Annotated in this window: 18 protein-coding genes; 16 read left to right on the forward strand and 2 right to left on the reverse strand. The window is 54.8% G+C overall.

Translation table 11 applies throughout. From position 1 onward, the window contains the following. Positions 1-74 precede the first annotated feature (74 nt). The 15 genes from asd (at position 75) to QSV34_RS09950 (ending at position 15301) form a co-directional block, all read left to right on the forward strand. Positions 75-1178, forward strand: coding sequence for an aspartate-semialdehyde dehydrogenase (gene asd, locus QSV34_RS09880; protein ID WP_289154257.1), 1104 nt, complete (start codon positions 75-77; stop codon positions 1176-1178). Further along, on the forward strand, positions 1179-2210 hold the full coding sequence (locus tag QSV34_RS09885; RefSeq protein ID WP_289154260.1) for an aspartate-semialdehyde dehydrogenase: 1032 nt from the start codon (positions 1179-1181) through the stop codon (positions 2208-2210). Positions 2211-2275: 65 nt separating this feature from the next. Continuing rightward, entirely contained in the window at positions 2276-4330 is a 2055-nt protein-coding gene (locus QSV34_RS09890) for a motility hub landmark protein FimV (protein WP_289154262.1), read from the forward strand. 107 nt (positions 4331-4437) lie between these two features. After that, positions 4438-5334, forward strand: a complete 897-nt coding sequence (truA, locus tag QSV34_RS09895; protein ID WP_289154264.1) for a tRNA pseudouridine(38-40) synthase TruA — start codon at positions 4438-4440, stop codon at positions 5332-5334. Positions 5335-5432: 98 nt separating this feature from the next. After that, positions 5433-6047, forward strand: coding sequence for a phosphoribosylanthranilate isomerase (locus QSV34_RS09900; protein WP_289154266.1), 615 nt, complete (start codon positions 5433-5435; stop codon positions 6045-6047). 12 nt (positions 6048-6059) lie between these two features. Continuing rightward, a complete protein-coding gene (gene trpB / locus QSV34_RS09905; protein ID WP_289154268.1) occupies positions 6060-7271 on the forward strand; it encodes a tryptophan synthase subunit beta in 1212 nt (403 codons plus the stop codon). Between the two features lie 2 nt (positions 7272-7273). After that, the gene (gene trpA / locus QSV34_RS09910) at positions 7274-8080 is read left to right on the forward strand and encodes a tryptophan synthase subunit alpha (RefSeq protein WP_289154270.1); all 807 of its coding nucleotides are present in this window, start codon (positions 7274-7276) and stop codon (positions 8078-8080) included. 27 nt (positions 8081-8107) lie between these two features. Continuing rightward, positions 8108-9013, forward strand: coding sequence for an acetyl-CoA carboxylase, carboxyltransferase subunit beta (gene accD, locus QSV34_RS09915; protein WP_289154272.1), 906 nt, complete (start codon positions 8108-8110; stop codon positions 9011-9013). A 9-nt stretch (positions 9014-9022) separates the two neighbouring features. Next, positions 9023-10243 carry a bifunctional folylpolyglutamate synthase/dihydrofolate synthase gene (locus QSV34_RS09920; RefSeq protein WP_289154273.1) on the forward strand — a complete coding sequence of 407 codons (1221 nt, stop codon included), beginning with the start codon at positions 9023-9025 and terminating at the stop codon, positions 10241-10243. Further along, on the forward strand, positions 10240-10797 hold the full coding sequence (locus QSV34_RS09925; RefSeq protein ID WP_289154274.1) for an SPOR domain-containing protein: 558 nt from the start codon (positions 10240-10242) through the stop codon (positions 10795-10797). The genes QSV34_RS09920 and QSV34_RS09925 overlap by 4 nt, the downstream gene beginning before the upstream one ends. Positions 10798-10852: 55 nt before the next feature. Continuing rightward, the gene (locus tag QSV34_RS09930) at positions 10853-11404 is read left to right on the forward strand and encodes a CvpA family protein (protein WP_289154276.1); all 552 of its coding nucleotides are present in this window, start codon (positions 10853-10855) and stop codon (positions 11402-11404) included. Positions 11405-11408: 4 nt separating this feature from the next. Continuing rightward, a complete protein-coding gene (purF, locus tag QSV34_RS09935; RefSeq protein WP_289154278.1) occupies positions 11409-12935 on the forward strand; it encodes an amidophosphoribosyltransferase in 1527 nt (508 codons plus the stop codon). A gap of 161 nt (positions 12936-13096) precedes the next feature. Further along, the gene (locus QSV34_RS09940) at positions 13097-14281 is read left to right on the forward strand and encodes an O-succinylhomoserine sulfhydrylase (RefSeq protein WP_289154279.1); all 1185 of its coding nucleotides are present in this window, start codon (positions 13097-13099) and stop codon (positions 14279-14281) included. A gap of 129 nt (positions 14282-14410) precedes the next feature. Beyond that, positions 14411-14938: an SRPBCC family protein gene (locus tag QSV34_RS09945; protein ID WP_289154281.1), complete on the forward strand. Its 528-nt coding sequence runs from the start codon at positions 14411-14413 to the stop codon at positions 14936-14938. A 30-nt stretch (positions 14939-14968) separates the two neighbouring features. Continuing rightward, positions 14969-15301 (forward strand): barstar family protein, encoded by a 333-nt coding sequence (locus QSV34_RS09950; RefSeq protein WP_289154283.1) that lies wholly within the window; start codon positions 14969-14971, stop codon positions 15299-15301. 46 nt (positions 15302-15347) lie between these two features. Here QSV34_RS09950 and QSV34_RS09955 read toward each other — a convergent pair whose 3' ends face one another. Together QSV34_RS09955 and QSV34_RS09960 are read right to left on the reverse strand one after the other, a co-directional pair. Next, entirely contained in the window at positions 15348-16646 is a 1299-nt protein-coding gene (locus QSV34_RS09955; protein WP_289154285.1) for a GGDEF domain-containing protein, read from the reverse strand. 220 nt (positions 16647-16866) lie between these two features. Further along, positions 16867-18141: a citrate synthase gene (locus tag QSV34_RS09960; RefSeq protein ID WP_289154287.1), complete on the reverse strand. Its 1275-nt coding sequence runs from the start codon at positions 18139-18141 to the stop codon at positions 16867-16869. A gap of 417 nt (positions 18142-18558) precedes the next feature. On the opposite strand from QSV34_RS09960, the gene sdhA reads away from it, so the two are divergent. Then, complete coding sequence (sdhA, locus tag QSV34_RS09965; RefSeq protein WP_289154290.1) at positions 18559-20331, forward strand: succinate dehydrogenase flavoprotein subunit; 1773 nt, start codon at positions 18559-18561, stop codon at positions 20329-20331. Positions 20332-20340 lie beyond the last annotated feature (9 nt).

Consider the following 20340-nt stretch of genomic DNA (forward strand, 5'->3'; position numbering starts at 1 on the left):
GTGCGTTACACTTCCTGCCCTGTTTTTTTAGGCGGTCAACAGATCGCCATTGAGATGTAATAAAGAGAAGTGCGATGAAACGAGTAGGTCTAGTAGGTTGGCGCGGCATGGTGGGCTCCGTATTGATGGAACGCATGCGTGCCGAGAACGATTTTGCCGATATCGAACCGGTATTTTTTACCACCTCCCAGGTAGGGCAGGAAGGCCCGGCAGAGGCGACTGAAACCCTCAAGGACGCTACCGACATTAGCGAACTCAGCGCTATGGATATTATCGTTACCTGTCAGGGTGGCGATTACACCAAGGCGGTGTACCCGCAACTGCGTGAATCCGGCTGGAACGGCTACTGGATTGACGCTGCCTCGGCACTGCGTATGGACGACAGCGCCTTGATCGTACTGGATCCGGTGAATCTGGACGTGATCAAGAACGGCATCGCGGGCGGTGTGAAAAACTTTATTGGCGGTAACTGCACCGTCAGCCTGATGCTGATGGCCATGGGCGGTCTGTTCAGAAATGGCGTGGTGGATTGGGTCAGTGCCATGACGTACCAGGCGGCTTCCGGGGCCGGTGCCCGCAATATGCGCGAGCTGATCAGCCAGATGGGTGTGCTGCGCGATAACGTCGCTGTGGAGCTGGATAATCCGGCGTCTGCCATTTTGGATATCGATCGCAAGGTGGCCAATACCATGCGCAGCGACAGTTTCCCCACCGACAATTTTGGCGCGCCACTGGCCGGTAGTCTGCTGCCCTGGATTGATGTAGAGCTGGAAAGCGGTCAATCCAAAGAAGAGTGGAAAGCCCAGGTGGAGACCAACAAAATTCTGCAAGGTCACAAAACTATTCCGGTGGACGGGGTTTGTGTCCGCATTGGCGCCATGCGCTGCCACAGCCAGGCGCTGACGGTAAAACTCAACCGCGATGTGCCCATGGACGAAGTGGAATCGATGCTGGCCGAGGCCAATGACTGGGTGCAGGTAGTGCCCAATCACCGCGATGATACCCTGCGCGACCTCACCCCAACGGCGGTCACTGGCCACTTGCATATCCCGGTTGGGCGTTTGCGCAAAATGCATATGGGTGGTGAATACTTGTCGGCCTTTACGGTGGGTGACCAGCTGCTGTGGGGTGCCGCCGAGCCGCTGCGCCGTATGCTTCGCATCCTGTTGGAATCTTAAATGGGCGAATTTACGAACTGCTACGACGTTGCCGTCGTCGGTGCTACTGGCGCTGTTGGCGAGGCAATTCTGGAGCTTCTGGCAGAGCGGGAATTTCCGATTGGTGAAATTTACGCGCTGGCCAGCGAACGCTCCGCTGGTGAAACTGTGTTGTTCAACAAACGCCCGGTGCTGGTGGAAAATCTGGCGGAATTTGACTTCTCCAAAGTGCAGATTGCGCTGTTCTCTGCCGGCGGTTCCGTGTCCGCGCAATACGCCCCTGTGGCGGCGGATGCCGGTTGTGTGGTGATCGATAACACGTCTGAATTTCGCTACGACGACGATGTGCCTCTGGTGGTGCCGGAGGTCAATCCCGATGCTCTGGGTGACTACAGCGCTCGTAATATCATTGCCAACCCCAATTGTTCCACCATTCAAATGTTGGTGGCGTTAAAGCCCATTCACGATGAGGTGGGCATTGAACGCATTAACGTGTGTACTTATCAGTCTGTCTCAGGCAGTGGTCGCAAAGGCGTCAATGAGCTGGCCGGGCAAACTGCCAAGCTGCTCAATGGGCTGCCTGCTGAAGAAGAAATCTATCCAAAGCAAATTGCCTTCAATGTGCTGCCTCATATTGACGACTTCCAGGACAACGGCTACACCCGGGAAGAGATGAAGATGGTCTGGGAAACCCAGAAAATCTTTGCCGACAGCAGCATTCGGGTAAACCCCACTTGTGTGAGGGTGCCGGTGTTTTATGGCCACGCTGAGGCAGTGCACCTTGAAACCCGAGTGCCCATCAGTGAAGACGAAGTGCGTGCGCTGATGGTGGATGCCGCTGGTGTAGAGTTGCTGGATGAGCGCCAGTCCGGGGGCTATCCAACTCCGGTAGGAGATGCTGCTGGCAAGGATGCGGTTTACGTGGGACGCATTCGCGAAGACATATCCCACGCCAATGGTATCAATCTGTGGATTGTGTCGGATAATGTCCGGAAAGGGGCCGCACTTAACAGTGTACAAATCGCGGAATTGCTGATAGAAACGTACCTGTAAAAATGCGCCCCACGCCCGCAATGGCCGGGGCGCCAACACAATAATGTAGATAGGACTATCACATCATGGCTTTCCCAAAGGTCAAAGCTCTCAGCGCTGCGTTGGCGCTTTTGGTTTCTCAAGCTGCATCGGCAGTGGGTTTAGGTGAGATCAAACTGAACTCCGCTCTCAATGAGCCGCTGAATGCGGAAATTGAACTGCTGAGTGTGGGGGATTTGGACGAATTGGAATTGTTCGTCAATCTCGCCAGCCGCAAGGACTTTGAACGTGCCGGTGTGCCTCGTGACTACTTTCTCAGTGGTTTGCGGTTTGAAGTTGACCTGTCCGGCTCGCGCCCCAAAGTCATTGTGAAATCCGAGAAGCCGGTGCGAGAGCCCTTCCTGGATTTTCTGGTGGAGATGCAGTGGCCCAGCGGTCGCCTGCTGCGCAACTACACCTTGCTGGTTGACCTGCCAGTCTACTCTGACGAAAAAGCCAAGCCCAAAGCGGTTGAGAGCAGTTCTTCCGGCAGCTCCAGTGCCAAGCCAGCCACTGCTCCCCGGCCGGCCCCAGCACCTCAGCCAGCGGCCAGTAGCAATCTGGAAGCCGGTGGCGATTACCAAGTGGCCCGTGGCGATACCTTGTGGGGCATCGCGAAACGCTCCCGTCCTCAAGGTGCCAGCATCCATCAGACCATGGTAGCCATTCACGAGTTAAACCCCCGTGCTTTTGTGCGTGGTGATATCAACCTGTTGAAAAGCGGTGAAATTCTGCGCCTGCCAGCGGGCTCACAAATCAACAGCAGCCACAGCGATGCAGTGGCAGACATCAGCCAGCAGACCCAAAGCGGTGCCCTGATCGATGCAGCAGACACACCGTCGCCGTCATCAAACGACCAACAGTCTTCCGATGGCCGCCTTAAACTGTCTGCGGCCACTGAGGATGCGGCCAGTGCGGAGGAAGATTACTCAGTATCCGAATACGATGGCAGTGAGGCTGGTGGCGCTGGAAACAGCGAACGCCTTTCCAATGACTTGACCATCGCTCAGGAAGAACTGCTTCGCAAAGACCGGGAACTGGAAGAAGCCCGCGAGCGTATTGCGCTGCTTGAACAGCAGGTGGCCACCAACGACCGCATTGTAGAGATACAAAACAGCACTCTGGGAGAGGCGCAACAGGCGCAGGCCCAGAATCAACAAGCAGCGGCTGAAGCCGCACAACAAACACAAAAAACTGCCGAGGAAAGTGCAGAACAAGTACCCGCAGAGCCAGTGGCGGCAGAGTCTGAGCAGGGATTTTTGGCGCAGTACAAATACTACCTGATGGCGGGAATCGGCCTGTTGCTTGCCCTGTTGGTGGCTCTGGGTTTGCGTCGCAAAAAAGACGATGACGCCGATGAGTTTACCTTTGACGAGGCTCCGGAGCCGACCTTCGAGGAGCCGGAACCCGCTGCCGCCATTGCTGAGCTGAATGAAACCGAACCGGAAGAACAGGAGCCCGAACCTGCCGCGCTGGTATCTGAGCCGGAACCAGAGGAGGAGCCTCAGGAAGAGGTTGTCGATTTGTCTGATGAAGATCAGCTGTTCGACTTTGAAGAAGAGGATGAATCTCTGGAAGAGGATGAGCCGTCCGATAAAGAACAGGATGAAGAGTTGGACGAAATACTCACCCGCTTTGATGAAGCGGATGAGGAAGCTGAACAAGACGCTGATGACGATCTGGACTTTGACGTTGAGCTGGATCTGGACGATGAGCCTCAGGACGAAGATGGCGAGACAGATGACAGTAGCGAAGAAGATTCTGCCGAAGATGAGCCTGAAGCTGTTGAGGAAGAAGCCGCAGATTCAGAAGACGCCGATGAGGCCGATGCTCAACAAGACGATGAGCCCGAGGAAGAGGTAGCAGAAGAGGCGACTGCCACGGAAGAAGAGAGTGAGCCTGAAGTGGTAGTGGAAGACGCCGACGATGACTTCGATCTGGATATGGAAGGCGACGAAATCGGTACCAAGCTGGATTTGGCCAAAGCCTACAGCGATGTGGGTGATACCGATGGCGCTCGTGAAATGCTCGAAGAAGTGATTGAAGAGGGCAGCGACGAGCAAAAAGCCGAGGCCAAAAAGCTGCTCGACGACTTGGAATAATCCTGTGTCCGTCATCGCGAGCGCAGCGCGGCGATCCAGCGTCTTTGTTTTTAAATCACTAGATTGCCGCGTCGCCTGCAGCTCCTCGCAATGACGATGATTTCTATATGTCAGAAGCCCCCAAGGGGTATCAACGCAATATGCTGTTGAGCCCCGAAGACAAAATGCCAGAAGGCATGCAACGCATAGCTGCCGTCGTTGAATACGACGGCAGTGCTTTTTGTGGCTGGCAACGGCAGAGCCACAGCCCCAGCGTTCAGGCGGAAGTGGAACGGGCGCTGTCAAAAGTGGCAGCAGAACCCATTACTGTTGCCTGCGCTGGTCGCACAGATACTGGCGTCCACGGCACCAACCAGGTAATTCACTTCGATACCCTGGCACAAAGGGAAGCGCGCAACTGGATTCTCGGTGCCAACGCCAACCTGCCAGACAGTATCCGTGTACACTGGGCCTCGCCAGTTTCCCCACAGTTTCACGCCCGCTTTAGTGCAACCGCACGCACCTATCGCTATGTGATCAGCAACCAGCCCTATCGACCTGCATTGGGTCACAGCGGTTTGACCTGGCAGCGCTTGCCGTTAGATGAAAAAGCCATGCAGCAGGGTGCTAACTACCTGCTAGGTGAACGGGATTTTTCCTCATTTCGTGGCGCCGGCTGTCAATCGAAAACCCCCAATCGCAACATGCATTATGTGGATGTATGGCGTCAGGGGGAACTGGTAATCATCGAACTGCGTGCCAACGCTTTTGTATTGCATATGTGTCGCAATATTGCCGGAGCTTTGATAGCGGTTGGTGCCGGTGAAAAAAAACCGGAGTGGATCGACGAGCTGATGGCGGTGCGGGATCGCAATCAGGCGGGCATTACCGCGCCCCCGCAGGGGTTGTATTTGGTGAATGTCAGTTATCCTGCCGAGTTTGAATTTCCCCAATTGCCACCTGGCCCTCATTGTGTTGCTGAGCCATTGAGGCGGCTGCCTTGTGAGCACCGAATACCTTTATAGGCGTTGCTCAAAACTATTGACCTAACAACAATTTGCATAGCTGCCATTAGACGACTTTGCTAAAATCCGCTGCTTTGCAACCGGTACTCTGAACAGCTGTGTCGACTCGCGTAAAAATCTGTGGCATTACTTCTGTGGAAGACGCTCGCCATGCTTTACAAGCAGGTGCAGATGCCATTGGCTTGGTGTTTTACGACAAGAGCCCCAGATTTGTAGAAACAGATGTTGCCCGGCAAATTTCCGCTGCCGTTGGCCCTTTTGTCACTCTGGTAGGGTTGTTTGTGAATGCCTCTGCCGAGCAGGTGAATAAGGTGTTGGGTACGGTTCCCCTGCAGGTTTTGCAGTTTCATGGGGATGAAAGCAGCGACTTTTGCCGGCAATTTGGCCGCCCCTGGTACAAAGCCATTCGTATGGCGCCGGATTTGGGTGTGGCGGAGCAGGTGCAGGCTTTTGGTGATTCCCACGGCTTGTTGTTCGATGCCTGGCAGGCAGATAAATACGGCGGGACTGGGGCAACCTTTGAGTGGCAGCGGATACCGGCGATGAATAAACCGGTTATTTTGGCCGGTGGGTTGACCCCGGAAAATGTGGTCGAAGCGGTAAAGACCGTGCGCCCTTACGCCGTGGATATCAGCGGTGGTGTCGAAAGTTCCCCCGGTAAAAAGTGCCCGCAAAAAATGCAGCAGTTTATTGAGCGCGCTAAAAGCGCGTAATTGGAGATCGCAGTGAGTTCAACGATTGATTTCAACCAGTACCCTGACAATAGCGGCCACTTTGGCCCCTACGGCGGTCGTTTTGTGTCGGAAACCCTGATGCATGCTCTGGATGAGCTTGAGGCCAACTACGCTCGGCTTAAGGCTGACCCGGAATTGCAGGCGGAGTTTGACCGCGACCTGGCCCATTATGTGGGCAGGCCATCACCGCTGTACCACGCCGAGCGCTGGTCCCGGGAAACCGGTGGCGCGCAAATCTACCTGAAGCGGGAAGACCTCAATCACACCGGCGCTCACAAAATTAACAACACCATAGGTCAGGCGCTGTTGGCTAAATACAGCGGCAAAACCCGGATTATTGCCGAAACCGGGGCAGGGCAGCATGGTGTTGCCAGTGCCACTGTGTGTGCCCGTCTGGGTTTGGAATGTCATGTCTATATGGGTGAAGAAGACGTGCGCCGTCAGGCACTCAACGTCTACCGCATGAAATTGCTGGGGGCTACGGTGCACCCGGTGAGCTCCGGCTCCCGCACCCTCAAGGATGCCATGAACGAGGCCATGCGCGACTGGGTTACCAATGTCGACAACACCTTTTACATCATCGGCACCTGTGCCGGGCCTCACCCGTACCCGGAGTTGGTGCGCAACTTTCAGTCGGTGATCGGTCGCGAGGCTCGCACTCAATGTTTGGAAATGACCGGCAAACTGCCGGACGCGCTGGTGGCCTGTGTGGGTGGCGGCTCCAATGCCATCGGCTTGTTTCACCCTATGCTGGGTGACGAATCCGTGGCCATGTACGGTGTGGAAGCGGGTGGCCACGGGGTGGAAACCGGCGAACACGCAGCCCCGCTCACTGTGGGCGTGCCTGGCGTATTGCACGGCAATCGCACCTACCTGATGGAGGATGAAGATGGCCAGATTATCGAAACCCACTCGGTATCCGCAGGCCTCGACTATCCCGGTGTTGGCCCGGAACACGCCTGGCTCAAGGATCAGGGAAGGGTGGAATACGTCACCATCGACGACGATGAAGCACTGGTGGCGTTCCGCAAACTGACCCAGATAGAGGGCATTATGCCCGCCCTGGAATCCAGCCATGCCTTGGCCTATGCGGAAAAACTGGCGGCGACCATGAGCCCGGAGCAAATTGTGCTGGTGAACCTGTCAGGCCGCGGTGACAAGGACATTCTTACAGTGGCGGAAATCGACGGTATTACGGTATAGCTATGAATCGTATTGGCAAAAAACTCCAGGCATTAAAAGACGATGGCCGCAAGGCGCTGGTGACTTATATCGTTGCCGGTGACCCTACCCCGGAAACCACCGTACCCGCCATGCACGCACTGGTGGCAGCGGGGGCGGATATTCTGGAAATCGGCGTACCGTTTTCTGACCCCATGGCGGAAGGTCCGGTTATTCAGCTGGCCCACGAACGGGCGTTGAAACACGGCACCAGCCTGCGGGATACCCTGAATATGGTGGCAGAATTCCGCCAGCAAGACGCTGATACGCCGGTTATTTTGATGGGCTACGCCAACCCCATTGAAAAAATGGGTTACGACGGCTTTGCTACAGCAGCCAAGTCGGCAGGTGTGGACGGAGTACTTACCGTTGATTTGCCACCGGAAGAAGCCAGTGAATTTACCGATGTGCTCAGGGCACAGCAGTTGGAGAATATCTTCCTGATCGCACCCACTACTACTATTGAGCGCCAGCGCGCGATTGCCAGTCAGGCCGGGGGCTTTATTTACTATGTTTCCCTGAAGGGAGTTACTGGTGCCGGGCACCTGGATATCGCTTCGGTGGAACAGAAATTGACGGAGATTCGCTCGCTTACCGAGCTGCCTATCTGCGTCGGTTTTGGCATTAAAGATGGCGCCACTGCAAAGGCCGCCTCGGCCCCTGCCAGTGGCGCGGTGGTGGGTAGCGCCATTGTTTCTGCCATGGCGAACGCAGAAGACGGGAAATATGACTCAATTCCCACTATTATCAGTGATATAGTGAGCGAAATTCGTGCATCACTTGATTCCTAATAAAGTAAAAGTACACAGGTTTATGCAATGAGCTGGCTTGAGAAAATCAAACCCCAAGGGTTGACTACCCAGAAGAAAGATCGCACCCAGAACGTCCCGGAAGGCCTCTGGAAAAAATGCCCCAAGTGCAGTGCGCCGCTCTATCGTCCAGAGCTGGAACGCAATATGGACGTGTGCCCTAAGTGCTCTCACCACATGCGTATAGGTGCCCGCCGCCGCCTGGATGTTTTTCTGGATCATAATGGTCGCGAGGAAATCTGCACCGACGTAGAGCCTATCGATCGGCTGAAATTCAAGGACATCAAGAAATACAAAGACCGCCTTAGCGAGGCCCAGAAAAAAACCGGCGAGAAAGACGCGGTGGTTGCCATGCGCGGCACCCTTAAAGGCTTGCCCATCGTGGTGGTGGCTTTTGAGTTCGCCTTCCACGGCGGTTCCATGGGTTATGTGGTGGGTGAAAAATTCACCCGCGCCGCGAAATTGGCGCTGGAAGAAAATATTCCCCTGATCTGCTTCCCGGCCACCGGTGGTGCGCGAATGCAGGAAGCGTTGATCTCGCTGATGCAAATGGCTAAGACCAGCGCCATTGTGGAAAAGCTCAAGCAGCAGGGCACGCCGTATTTCTCGATTATGACTGACCCGGTTTACGGCGGCGTTTCTGCCAGTCTGGCGCTGTTGGGTGATATCAATGCCGCCGAACCCGGTGCGCGAGCGGGCTTTGCCGGCCCCAATATCATTGAGCAGACCATCCGCCAGAAACTGCCCGCAGGTTTCCAGCGCGCCGAGTTTTTGTTGGATCACGGTGCCATCGACATGATTATTCCGCGCCCGGAAATGCGCGATACGGTTGCCCGTCTGCTGGCCAAGTTCACCGGCAAGCCGGAATTCCCCGAAGCTCCTCAAGAGGAAGCAGAGGCTGAGGAAGTTTCGTAACAGACTCCGTTGCACAAGTTGAATTCTCTTCACGATTGGTTGGCGTTACTGGAAAGTCGCCATCCCACGGAAATTGATCTGGGCCTGGATCGCATCGCCGAGGTGTATAAACGCCTCGGCGATACTGTTTTGGCGGGCAGGGCGCTGGCAGAGCGAGTCGTTTCTGTGGCCGGCACCAATGGCAAAGGTTCCTGTGTGGCCACCCTGGCGGCACTGTTGCAAGGCAACGGACTCAAAGTCGCCACCTACACCTCTCCCCATCTTTTGCGTTTTAATGAGCGTATCGCCATTAATGATGAGCCGGTATCCGATGCTCAGCTGATCGACGCCTTTGAAAAAGTGGAGCAGGCGCGCGCTGATGTTTCCCTGACCTATTTCGAATTCACCACTCTGGCGGCTTTTGTGGTGATGGCTCAACAGCCGCTGGATATGGCTATTCTGGAAGTGGGGCTTGGTGGGCGCCTGGATGCGGTGAATATCATTGATGCGGACATCTCGGTGGTCACCAGTATCGACCTGGATCACCAGGAGTACCTGGGCAATACCCGCGAATCAGTTGCCACCGAAAAGCTGGGTATCGCTCGGCCTGACAGGCCATTGTTGTGCGGCGAGATGAATCTGCCCGGAAATTTTGTCGCCGAAGCGCAACAATACGGTTGTCGAGACCTGTATTTGGGCAAAGATTTTACTCTGGCCCCAGAGTTGGTTCCCAACCACCTGCCATACCCCAGTGCTGCCTGTGCAGTGCAGGCAGCGCAATTGTTGGGGGTGGAGTTGACGGCCGAGGAGCTGGCCGAGCAGCTGCCTCAAGTCAATTTACCTGGCCGCTTCCAGCGCATTGCCATGGGTGATCGCCAGTTGATTCTGGATGTGGCACACAATCCAGCCGCTGCACAATTGCTGGCCGAGCGCTTGCCAAAAGAACGCCAGTGTCAGGCGGTATTGGCGATGATGGCGGACAAGGACTTGGCTGAGGTCATCGCTCCTTTTGGCGGTTTGGTAGAGCACTGGTTCTTGCCGCCGCTGGTGGATAACCCTCGTGCGGCGCAACCCTCAGAGCTGGGTCAACTGTTGTACAATGGCGGCCACTCAAATACCGAGTCCAGCAGTGTTGGTAGTGCGATTGAGCAGGCTCTGGCAAAAGCCGGAGCTGGTGGCACGGTGGTGGTATTTGGGTCTTTCTTTACCGTGGCTGCCGCGTTGCAGTGGCACAGGGGTGACAAACAGTGAATGACGGTCTGAAACAACGGGTAGTGGGCGCTTTCGTACTGGCGGCGCTGGCGATTATTTTTCTGCCCATGTTGTTTGATTTCAGTGGTGAGCGTTACATTGACCGCAACTCGTATATTCCCTCACGGCCCGATATTTCCAGCCGACCTTTTGAAGAGCCTGCGCGCCCGGATAACATTCAGTACCCGAAACCCGCAGAACGCATCTTCCAACCCGACGACAGCGAGCCGCTTGTAGAGCAACCAGAATCTGACACCGAAGAGCCAGCGGTTGCGGTGGAGGAAACAACGCCGGCTCCGGGCTTGAATGAGCAGGGTATGCTCGCCGCCTGGGTGATCCAGGTGGGAGCCTTTAGTGACAAACAGCGGGCAGCAAAGCTCGAGCAATCCCTGCTGGCGGACGGCTACAAGGCCTACCTGCGAGAAAATCCCAGCCGAGGTCTGTTTTTTGTCTATGTGGGCCCGGATGCAGACAAGCAAACACTGCAGCGGGTGCAGAAAAAAGTTGACAGTAAATACCGACTCAAATCAAAAATTCTTTCTTTTGAGCCCTGATGTTGAACAAGGTCTCTGTTAGAATCGCGCCACCTACTGCGAGTGGATACAAGCAATGAATTGGGCTGACTGGGCGATTATCGCTATTGTCGCACTCTCCGCGCTGATCAGTCTGGTGCGGGGCTTTGTTCGTGAGGCGCTTTCGCTGGCTGTGTGGGTGGCCGCTGTGATTATTGCCGCCAACTTCTACCAATCCCTTGCCAGCCAGTTTACCAACCTGATCGAAACCCCATCCCTGCAATTGATTGTTGCCTGGGTAGTACTGTTTTTGGCCACCTTGTTGGTGGGCATGCTGGTGACCTATGTTATCGGGCAACTGGTAAAGGCCACTGGTCTTAGTGGTACCGATCGGCTGATTGGCTCACTATTTGGCATCGCCCGCGGTCTGGTGTTGGTGCTGATTGTTCTGGTGCTGGTGCCCAAAGCTTTGCCGGTGGATGAAGACCCCTGGTGGCAACAGTCGCGCTTGATTCCTCAATTCCTCAAATTTGAACAGTGGGCCGCTGAAATGGGTGGTTCACTGTACGAATCTGGCAAGCAATTGCTCAGCCCTGACCTCAACCCCAACCCTGAACAGCAAACTCAAACTTCTTTTCCAGGTAGCTAACAGTATGTGTGGCATAGTCGGTATTTTTGGTAACGGTGACGTCAATCTTGAACTCTATGACGCCCTTACCATGTTGCAACATCGGGGGCAGGACGCGGCGGGAATTACCACCTGTGAAAATGGCTTGTTTCACCAGCGCAAAGACAACGGTCTGGTGAAGGATGTTTTCCACACCCGCCATATGAAACATCTGGTGGGTAATGTGGGCATTGGCCATGTGCGCTACCCCACAGCGGGCAGCTCCAGCCCGGCGCTGGCGCAGCCGTTTTATGTGAATTCCCCCTACGGTATTTGCATGGCCCACAATGGCAATCTGACCAATTCGGCCCAGTTGCATGAGCATATTTTCAAATCGGATATGCGCCATGTGAACACCGATTCGGATTCCGAATTGCTGCTCAATGTGTTTGCCAACGAACTGCAATCTCAAGGCAAGCTGAAGCCCGGCGCCGACGATATTTTTGCCGCTATTGAGCGCCTCCACGGTCGCTGCACTGGTGCCTATGCGGTAGTTGGGTTGATCGCCAACTACGGTCTGTTCGCGTTTCGTGACCCGCTGGGCATTCGCCCGCTGGTGTATGGTAAGCGCGAAGGCACTGGCGGTACCGAGTATATGATCGCCTCCGAGAGCGTTGCCCTGGATACCATGGGTTATGAACTGGTGCGCAGCGTTTACCCCGGTGAAGCTTTGTTTATTGATATGGATGGCAAACTTCACAGCCGCCAGTGTGCGGACAACCCCAAGCTGGTACCCTGCATTTTTGAGCACGTGTACTTTGCCCGCCCGGACTCCATGATCGATGATGTGTCGGTGTACAAATGCCGCCTGCGCCAGGGCGAAAAACTGGCGGAGAAAATTCTTCGGGAAATGCCTGACCATGACATTGACGTGGTGATTCCTATTCCCGATACCAGCCGTGTGGCTGCCCAGAGTATTGCCGAGCGCCTTGGTTTGAAACTGCGTGAAGGCTTTATGAAAAACCGCTACATCGGCCGCACTTTTATTATGCCGGGGCAAAAACAGCGCAAGAAATCTGTGCGCCAGAAGCTCAACCCCAACAAGCTGGAATTCCAGGGCAAGAACGTCTTGTTGGTGGATGACTCTATCGTGCGCGGTACCACCAGCGGAGAAATTATCCAAATGGCTCGCGATGCCGGTGCCAGCAAGGTGTACATTGCATCCGCAGCGCCGGAGGTGAAATTCCCCAATGTGTACGGCATCGACATGCCGTCGGCGGAAGAGCTGATTGCCCACGGCCGCACAGTGGAAGAGATCGCCGAGCAGATTGGCGCCGATAAGCTGATTTATCAGGACTTGGACGATCTGATCGAATCTGCCAAAGAGGGCAACAGTGATATCAACCACTTTGATTGCTCGGTGTTTAACGGTGAATACGTCACCGGCGATGTGGATCAAGCCTATCTGGATGCCCTCAACGCCGCCCGCAACGACAATGCCAAAGATGGCAAAGGCGAGGGGCCGGAATCTTCCGATTTGATCGGTATTCACAACGCCTCGGCGGCACGCTAATCTAAGCAGAACGTCATCCCCGCGCAGGCGGGGATCCATCTTGAAGGCGGCACTAAAGTCTGTAAATGCTGTGGCTTATGGATTCCCGCCTGCGCGGGAATGACGAGATTTTTCTTTACTGGCTCTAAGGTGGCCAGAACGTATTTTTCAGGTAATCAATTGTGAACAAAGACAACAAAAAGCTGGGCCTCGATACGCTGGCCATTCGCGGCGGCATTTCCCGCAGCCATGAGCAGGAGCACTCCGAAGCGCTGTTCCTCACTTCAAGCTATGTGTTTGATAACGCCGAACAGGCGGCCCTTACCTTTGCCAATGAGCGCGACGGCAATGTCTACAGCCGCTACACCAACCCTACCGTGCGGGTGTTTGAAGAGCGCATCGCCGCCATGGAAGGAGCGGAAGAGGGTATAGGTACTGCCTCAGGTATGGCGGCGATTCTCTGTACCTGCATGGCACTGTTTAACGCGGGCGATCACATTATTTGCTCCAAGGATGTGTTTGGCGCCACCATTTCTCTGTTCACCAAACACCTGAGCCGTTTTGGTCTGGAAGTGTCCTATGTGGCACTGGATGATCTGGATGCCTGGCGGGCTGCCATCCAGCCCAACACCAAAGGTCTGTTTATCGAAAGCCCTTCCAACCCCCGTGCAGTGGTTGGCGATATTCGCGCGTTGGCTGATCTGGCCCACGAACATGAAGCACTGCTATTGGTAGATAACTGCTTCTGTACCCCGGCACTGCAAAAGCCCATCGAGTTTGGAGCGGACATTGTGATTCACTCCGCCACTAAGTACATCGATGGTCAGGGTCGTGCTCTGGGTGGTGCGGTAGTGGGCAGCAAAGAACATATCGACGCGGTGCGCATGTTTATACGCGCTGCCGGCCCCTATATGAGCCCCTTTAATGCCTGGGTGTTCCTCAAAGGTCTGGAAACCCTGCGCCTGCGCGTGGAGGCGCACTCTGCCGGTGCCATGGCGCTGGCTCTGTGGTTGAATGAACATCCTAAAGTGGCCAAAGTGTATTACGCGGGCCTGCCGGATCACCCTGGCCATGAACTGGCCAAAGCCCAGCAAAAGGCCTTTGGTGGTGTGGTGGCTTTTGAAATTCACGGCGGTCGTGAGCAGGCCTGGAAAGTGATCGACAGCACCCAGCTGCTGTCACTCACCGCCAATTTGGGTGATGCCAAAACCACCATCGTTCACCCAGCCACTACTACTCATGGCAGCCTTACGGATGAGCAGCGAGAGCAGGCTGGAATTCGCGACAGCCTGATTCGCGTGGCGGTGGGGCTGGAGGATATTGAGGATATAAAAGCAGACTTGGAGCTGGGCTTTAGCGCTATTTAAACTACCCCGTCATTGCCGTAGGGCGGATTAGCACAGCGTAATCCGCCGCCTCCTGAGTCATTGGTGGATTACGCTTCGCTAATCCACCCTACGTGTGGTTTCCATTACTGATCACAAGGGGAAAGAACCATGAAATTTCTAAAAGGTTTGTTAGTGATTGTACTGTTGCTGGTAGTGGTTGGCTTTGTGCTGCCGGGCAGTACCCATGTGGAACGTTCGACGGTGATTAATGCCCCTCAAACCCAGGTTTTTGCCTACCTGAATGACTTTCAAAAATTCAATCTTTGGTCACCTTGGGCGAAAAAAGACCCCAATACACGCTACCAATTCAGCGGCCCCGCTACGGGCGTTGGTAGCAAAATGTCCTGGCAAAGCGATCACAAAGAAGTGGGCTCCGGGTCACAGGAAATTACAGCTTCCCAGCCCAGCGATCACCTGGAAACCTTTCTCGACTTTGGTGATCACGGCACCGCCAAAGCGCACTATCGGTTGAGTAATACCAACGGTATGACCCAAATTACCTGGGGCTTTGATACGGATCACGGCTGGAATTTATTGAGTCGCTATTTTGGTTTGATGATGGACGATATGGTGGGTGCGGATTTTGAGGCTGGGTTGGCAAATTTGAAGCAGGTTGTAGAGGGGCAGGAGACTTAAAAAAAACAGCACTTGTGAGTACGCAAAGCCATGAATTGCGAAGTAACAATAGACGGTTCGAATATACGTGACTGGGATTCATTTCATAATGAATTTCAAGAGAAAATGGGCTTCTTTGATGGCTACGGTAGAAACCTGGATGCATGGCTGGATTGCATGACTGATATATTTACAAGGGGGCAGTATGAAAGCCTTTGCAAGTTTAATTTAAATCAAGATGACTCCTTTACGATGAAGATAATAAATGGAGAGAAATGGATGTCTCAGAGCAAAGAAACATTGTTGGCATTCATGGACTGTTATGAACCGTTGCGTGAATCCAAAGATGGTCACTATGGGCTTAGTATTTCGCGGGGTATTTAACAGATTTGCGGCGCAGCGAGAGATCGCTGCTTCTCTGCAAGACAGGTTAAGCTGCCACCTTCAATCGATTCCGCCCACTTCTTTTAGCCCCATAAAGCGCATTGTCCGCCGCTTTCATTACTCGCTCAAAAGCACCATCCGCCACTGAGCTATCCGCCAATCCCATACTGACGGTAATGCGAATATTGCTTTTGCGGGGGGTGGCACCGCGTTTTTTGATACCGTTTTTCTGCCGCCGTGGGCGGCTGTGTTTGTCACGCATTACCATGTCGTATTCGGCGATAGTCTGGCGCAGTTTTTCCAGTTCTTCTTCGGTTTGCTCGGCGTTTTTGCCGTTGAACAACAGGCAAAATTCTTCACCACCGTAGCGGAATACTTTACCTCCGCTGCCCACTTGGCGAAGTTTTCCGGCCACTACTTTCAGAACCTGATCCCCCAGGTCGTGGCCGTGTTTGTCATTGATTTTTTTAAAGTGGTCGATGTCCACCATGGCCAGGCTGTAATTGCTGCGCAATTCTTTGGCGGCTTTGTGCAGAGCGCGGCGGTTGGCGATCTGGGTGAGTTCGTCCCGGTAGCCGATATGCAGGAAGCTCAATACCTGGTTGATCAGCAGCACCAGACCGATGGTGGCAAACAGTACGGCAGAAATATTGGCCAGTTGGAACCAGCCAAGGGTAATGCCAGTCAGCAGGGCACAGCCCAGCAGGCTGCTGTCGGCGTAGTTATTGCGCCACAGCAACCGGAAAACTGCCAGCAGTGAGACGCCAATAAACAGGAAGGCGGCCAGTGTGGGGAGCTTCAATCCGTGAAAGCTGGTAGCCAGCAAGGCGCTGGCTTGGTCGCCGAACCACAGCGGGTTAATAGCGAACAGGCCACTCATTAACAGTGCGGTCAGAGGTGCCGCCAGTACTGCGATAATGCCACTTGGGTGGCGCCAACTGGTGTCTGGCAATAGCAACAGTGCGCCTATGGCGATGGGCAGCCAAAGGGCCAACAGGGAGAATATCTGCCCCGCAGGCTGGGTGGATAGTGCCGCTTGCAGGTGGTTGCGAATTAACCAGTAGCAGAGTATTGCCAACAGTGCTGTGGCCAGCTCTCTTCCCTGATGAGCGATCAGGGCAATCAGCGCCGCAAGGGCGCAGATAACATAGGGCAATGAGGCGAGTTGTTCACCGGGAACGTCGGATGCGTGGGGAAGGGCGACCAGCGCTGCTACCAGGCATAGCAGTGGCGTAAGAAAGCGAGCGAGTATCGGCACCATACGGCAGTGAGTGGTTGTTGTGCTTATGGTGACAAGTGTAGGGGTTTGCGTGGATTGGGTAAAGGCGTTGGCCGCACGTCGCACGTCTGACGTCGCACGCTAAAACCAACGTGGTTTTGTCATTCCCGCGGAAGCGGGAATCCATTTGGCTGCTTCGTGCGATCCATGGATCCCCGCCTACGCGGGGATGACGTGTTTTTTTGGGCAGCGTGCTTGGTTTTAGCGTGCGACGTCAGACGTGCGACCGCTACAAAAAAAGCCGCCCAAACTGGACGGCTTTATAGAATTCACTAACAGGGCGCTACTAGCCAGGATAATCCCGCTTGGGAGCACCGGTATACAGCTGCCGGGGGCGGCCGATTTTGTAGGCGTTGCTGAGCATTTCGTTCCAGTGGGCGATCCAGCCCACGGTGCGGCCGGTGGCAAAAATAACGGTAAACATTTCCACCGGAATGCCCATGGCCTTGAGGATGATGCCAGAGTAGAAATCCACGTTGGGGTACAGCTTCTTCTGGATAAAGTATTCGTCTTCCAGGGCGATTTGCTCCAGGCGCTTGGCGATTTTCAGCAGGGGGTCTTCCACGCCCAGGGCTTCCAGCACTTCGTCGCAGGTCTGCTTCATAATGGTGGCGCGGGGGTCGAAGTTTTTGTACACCCGGTGGCCGAAGCCCATCAGGCGGAACGGGTCGTTCTTGTCCTTGGCGCGGGCGACAAACTCGTCGATGCGGCTCTCATCGCCAATCTGTTCCAGCATGGTCAGTACCGCTTCGTTGGCACCACCGTGTGCTGGTCCCCACAGGGCGGCAATACCGGCGGCGATACAGGCGAACGGGTTGGCACCGGAGGAGCCTGCGAGGCGCACGGTGGAGGTGGAGGCGTTTTGCTCGTGGTCGGCGTGCAGCAGGAAGATGCGGTCCATAGCGCGGGCCAGGATGGGGTTCACTTCTTTGTGTTCACAGGGGGTGTTGAACATCATGTGAAGGAAGTTTTCCGAATAACTCAGGGAGTTGTCCGGGTAGATATAGGGCTGGCCGATGTAGTGTTTGTAACACATGGCTGCCAGGGTCGGCATTTTGGCGATCAGGCGGTGGGCGGAAATCATCCGGTGTTCCGGGTTAGAGATGTCCAGTGAGTCGTGATAGAAGCTGGACATGGCGCCAACGGAGCCGCACATAATGGCCATCGGGTGGGCGTCGTAACGGAAACCGTTAAGGAACAGTTCGATAGAGCGGCTCACCATGGTGTGGTAGGTGATGGTGTTGTAGAACTGCTTCTTTTCCTCTGCATCGGGCAGTTCGCCATTCAGCAGCAGGAAGCAGGTTTCCAAAAAGTCAGATTTTTCAGCCAACTGCTCGATAGGGTAACCCCGGTGCAGCAGAACCCCGTTGGCGCCGTCGATATAGGTGATTTTTGATTCGCAGGAGGCGGTGGCAGTAAAGCCGGGGTCGAAGGTAAACAGGTTGTTTGATGCCATCGGAGCAATGTTGACCACGTCCTGGCCGGCGGTGCCACTGTATACGGGCAGCTCAATGGCTGCGTCGCTACCTTCAAGTGTGAGAAACGCTTTTCTGTCAGACATAGAAACTCCATTCGAACACCTATACCACTATCGGGATAGGCGTATGAGAAAATAACAAGCCAGAAATCGGGGAAACCCTTAAAAACTGGATGAAGAACCGTTGGGAAAGCTATCGTTTGGCGGGATTTATGTCAACTCATATTGTTGTTTTGTAACTGTTTTACACGCTTGACGCCGACTTTTGGGTAGAGAACGAAACAAAAGTCTAAAACCTGAGGTAGTGAAGGCGGGAGGAATTTGTAATGGCTCTGTAACGATCCTATAATCAGCCGGCTTTTGAAGGGGTTACGCCCCTTTTTATTGATAACAAAAGAACTACTGCGGCACGCTTTGAATTTGCGCCAATCCATCTGGGTGCGAAGGTGCCAGACCAAATATTCTGCACAATTTGACAGCATACAAGGGGATACATAGCCCATGGCTGATATAAGAACGATTGAATTTGACGGTATTGTTGTAGGGGGTGGAGGTGCCGGCATGCGCGCAGCGCTGCAAATGGCACAATCCGGCTTTAATACTGCCGTGATCACCAAAGTATTTCCCACTCGTTCTCACACCGTATCCGCCCAGGGCGGCATTACCTGTTCCATTGCCAGTGCCGACCCCAACGATGATTGGCGTTGGCACATGTACGATACAGTGAAAGGTTCTGACTATATCGGCGACCAGGACGCTATTGAGTACATGTGTCAGGTAGGCCCGGAAACGATTTTTGAATTGGAGCATATGGGCCTGCCGTTCTCCCGCACCGAAGAAGGCCGCATCTACCAGCGCCCCTTTGGTGGCCAGTCCAAAGAATTTGGTGAAGGCGGTCAGGCGGCCCGTACCTGCGCTGCCGCTGACCGTACCGGTCACGCGCTGCTGCACGCCCTGTACCAAAGCAATCTGAAAAATAATACGACGTTCCTCAACGAGTGGTTTGCCGTTGACCTGGTGAAAAACAGCTCCGGTGCTGTAGTGGGCGTTATCGCCATCAACATCGAAGACGGCGAAGTGGTGTACGTGAAATCCAAAGCCACGGTATTTGCCACTGGCGGTGCTGGCCGTATCTACGCCTCCACCACCAATGCCCACATCAACACCGGTGACGGTATTGGTATGGCCTTGCGCGCTGGCTTCCCCATGCAGGACATGGAAATGTGGCAGTTCCACCCCACCGGCATTGCCGGTGCTGGCGTGCTGGTTACCGAAGGTTGCCGTGGTGAAGGTGGCTACCTGATCAACAAAGACGGCGAGCGCTTTATGGAGCGTTATGCCCCCAACGCCAAAGACCTGGCAGGTCGCGACGTAGTAGCCCGTTCTATGGTTCTGGAAATTCTCGACGGCCGTGGCTGTGGCGAGAATGGCGATCACGTGTACCTGAAGCTGGATCACCTGGGTGAGGAAGTTCTCAACAGCCGCCTGCCCGGCATTATGGAACTGGCCAAAACCTTCGCCCACACCGACCCGGCCAAAGACCCGATTCCGGTAGTGCCTACCTGCCACTACATGATGGGTGGCATTCCCACCAACGTGAATGGCCAGGCACTGACTCAGGATGAAGATGGCAATGACGTGGTCATCCCCGGCTTCTACGCCTGTGGTGAGGCGGCCTGTGTGTCTGTGCACGGTGCCAACCGCCTGGGCGGTAACTCACTGCTCGATCTGGTGGTATTTGGCCGTGCCTCTGGCTTGTTCATTGAGAAGCAGCTGCGCGAAGGCATTGAGCTGGACGACGCCAGCGACGCCGACATTGAAGCGGCCATGGCGCGTCTCAATCGCGTTAACAACACCAACGATGGTGAAGGTGCTGCGGAGCTGCGCACCGAGCTGCAGAGCATCATGCAAAACCACTTCGGTGTATTCCGTCGCGGTGACTTTATGAAAGAAGGCATCGAGAAACTGGCCGACCTGCGCAAGCGCATCGAAAATGTTCGTCTGGATGACAAGAGCGCCGCCTTCAACACCGCTCGTATCGAAGCGCTGGAACTGCAAAACCTGCTGGAAGTGGCGGAAGCCACTGCAGTGGCGGCGGAAGAGCGTAAGGAATCCCGTGGCGCCCATGCCCGCGAGGATTTCCAGGAGCGCGATGACGAAAACTGGCTGTGCCACTCCTTGTACTTCCCGCAAGACAAGCGAGTCGACAAACGCGATGTCAATTTCACGCCCAGCACCGTCGATACCTTCAAACCCAAAGCGCGTACTTATTAAGAGAGGGGC

The sequence above is a fragment of the Porticoccus sp. W117 genome, from assembly GCF_030341905.1.
Classification (GTDB): domain Bacteria; phylum Pseudomonadota; class Gammaproteobacteria; order Pseudomonadales; family Porticoccaceae; genus SCSIO-12696.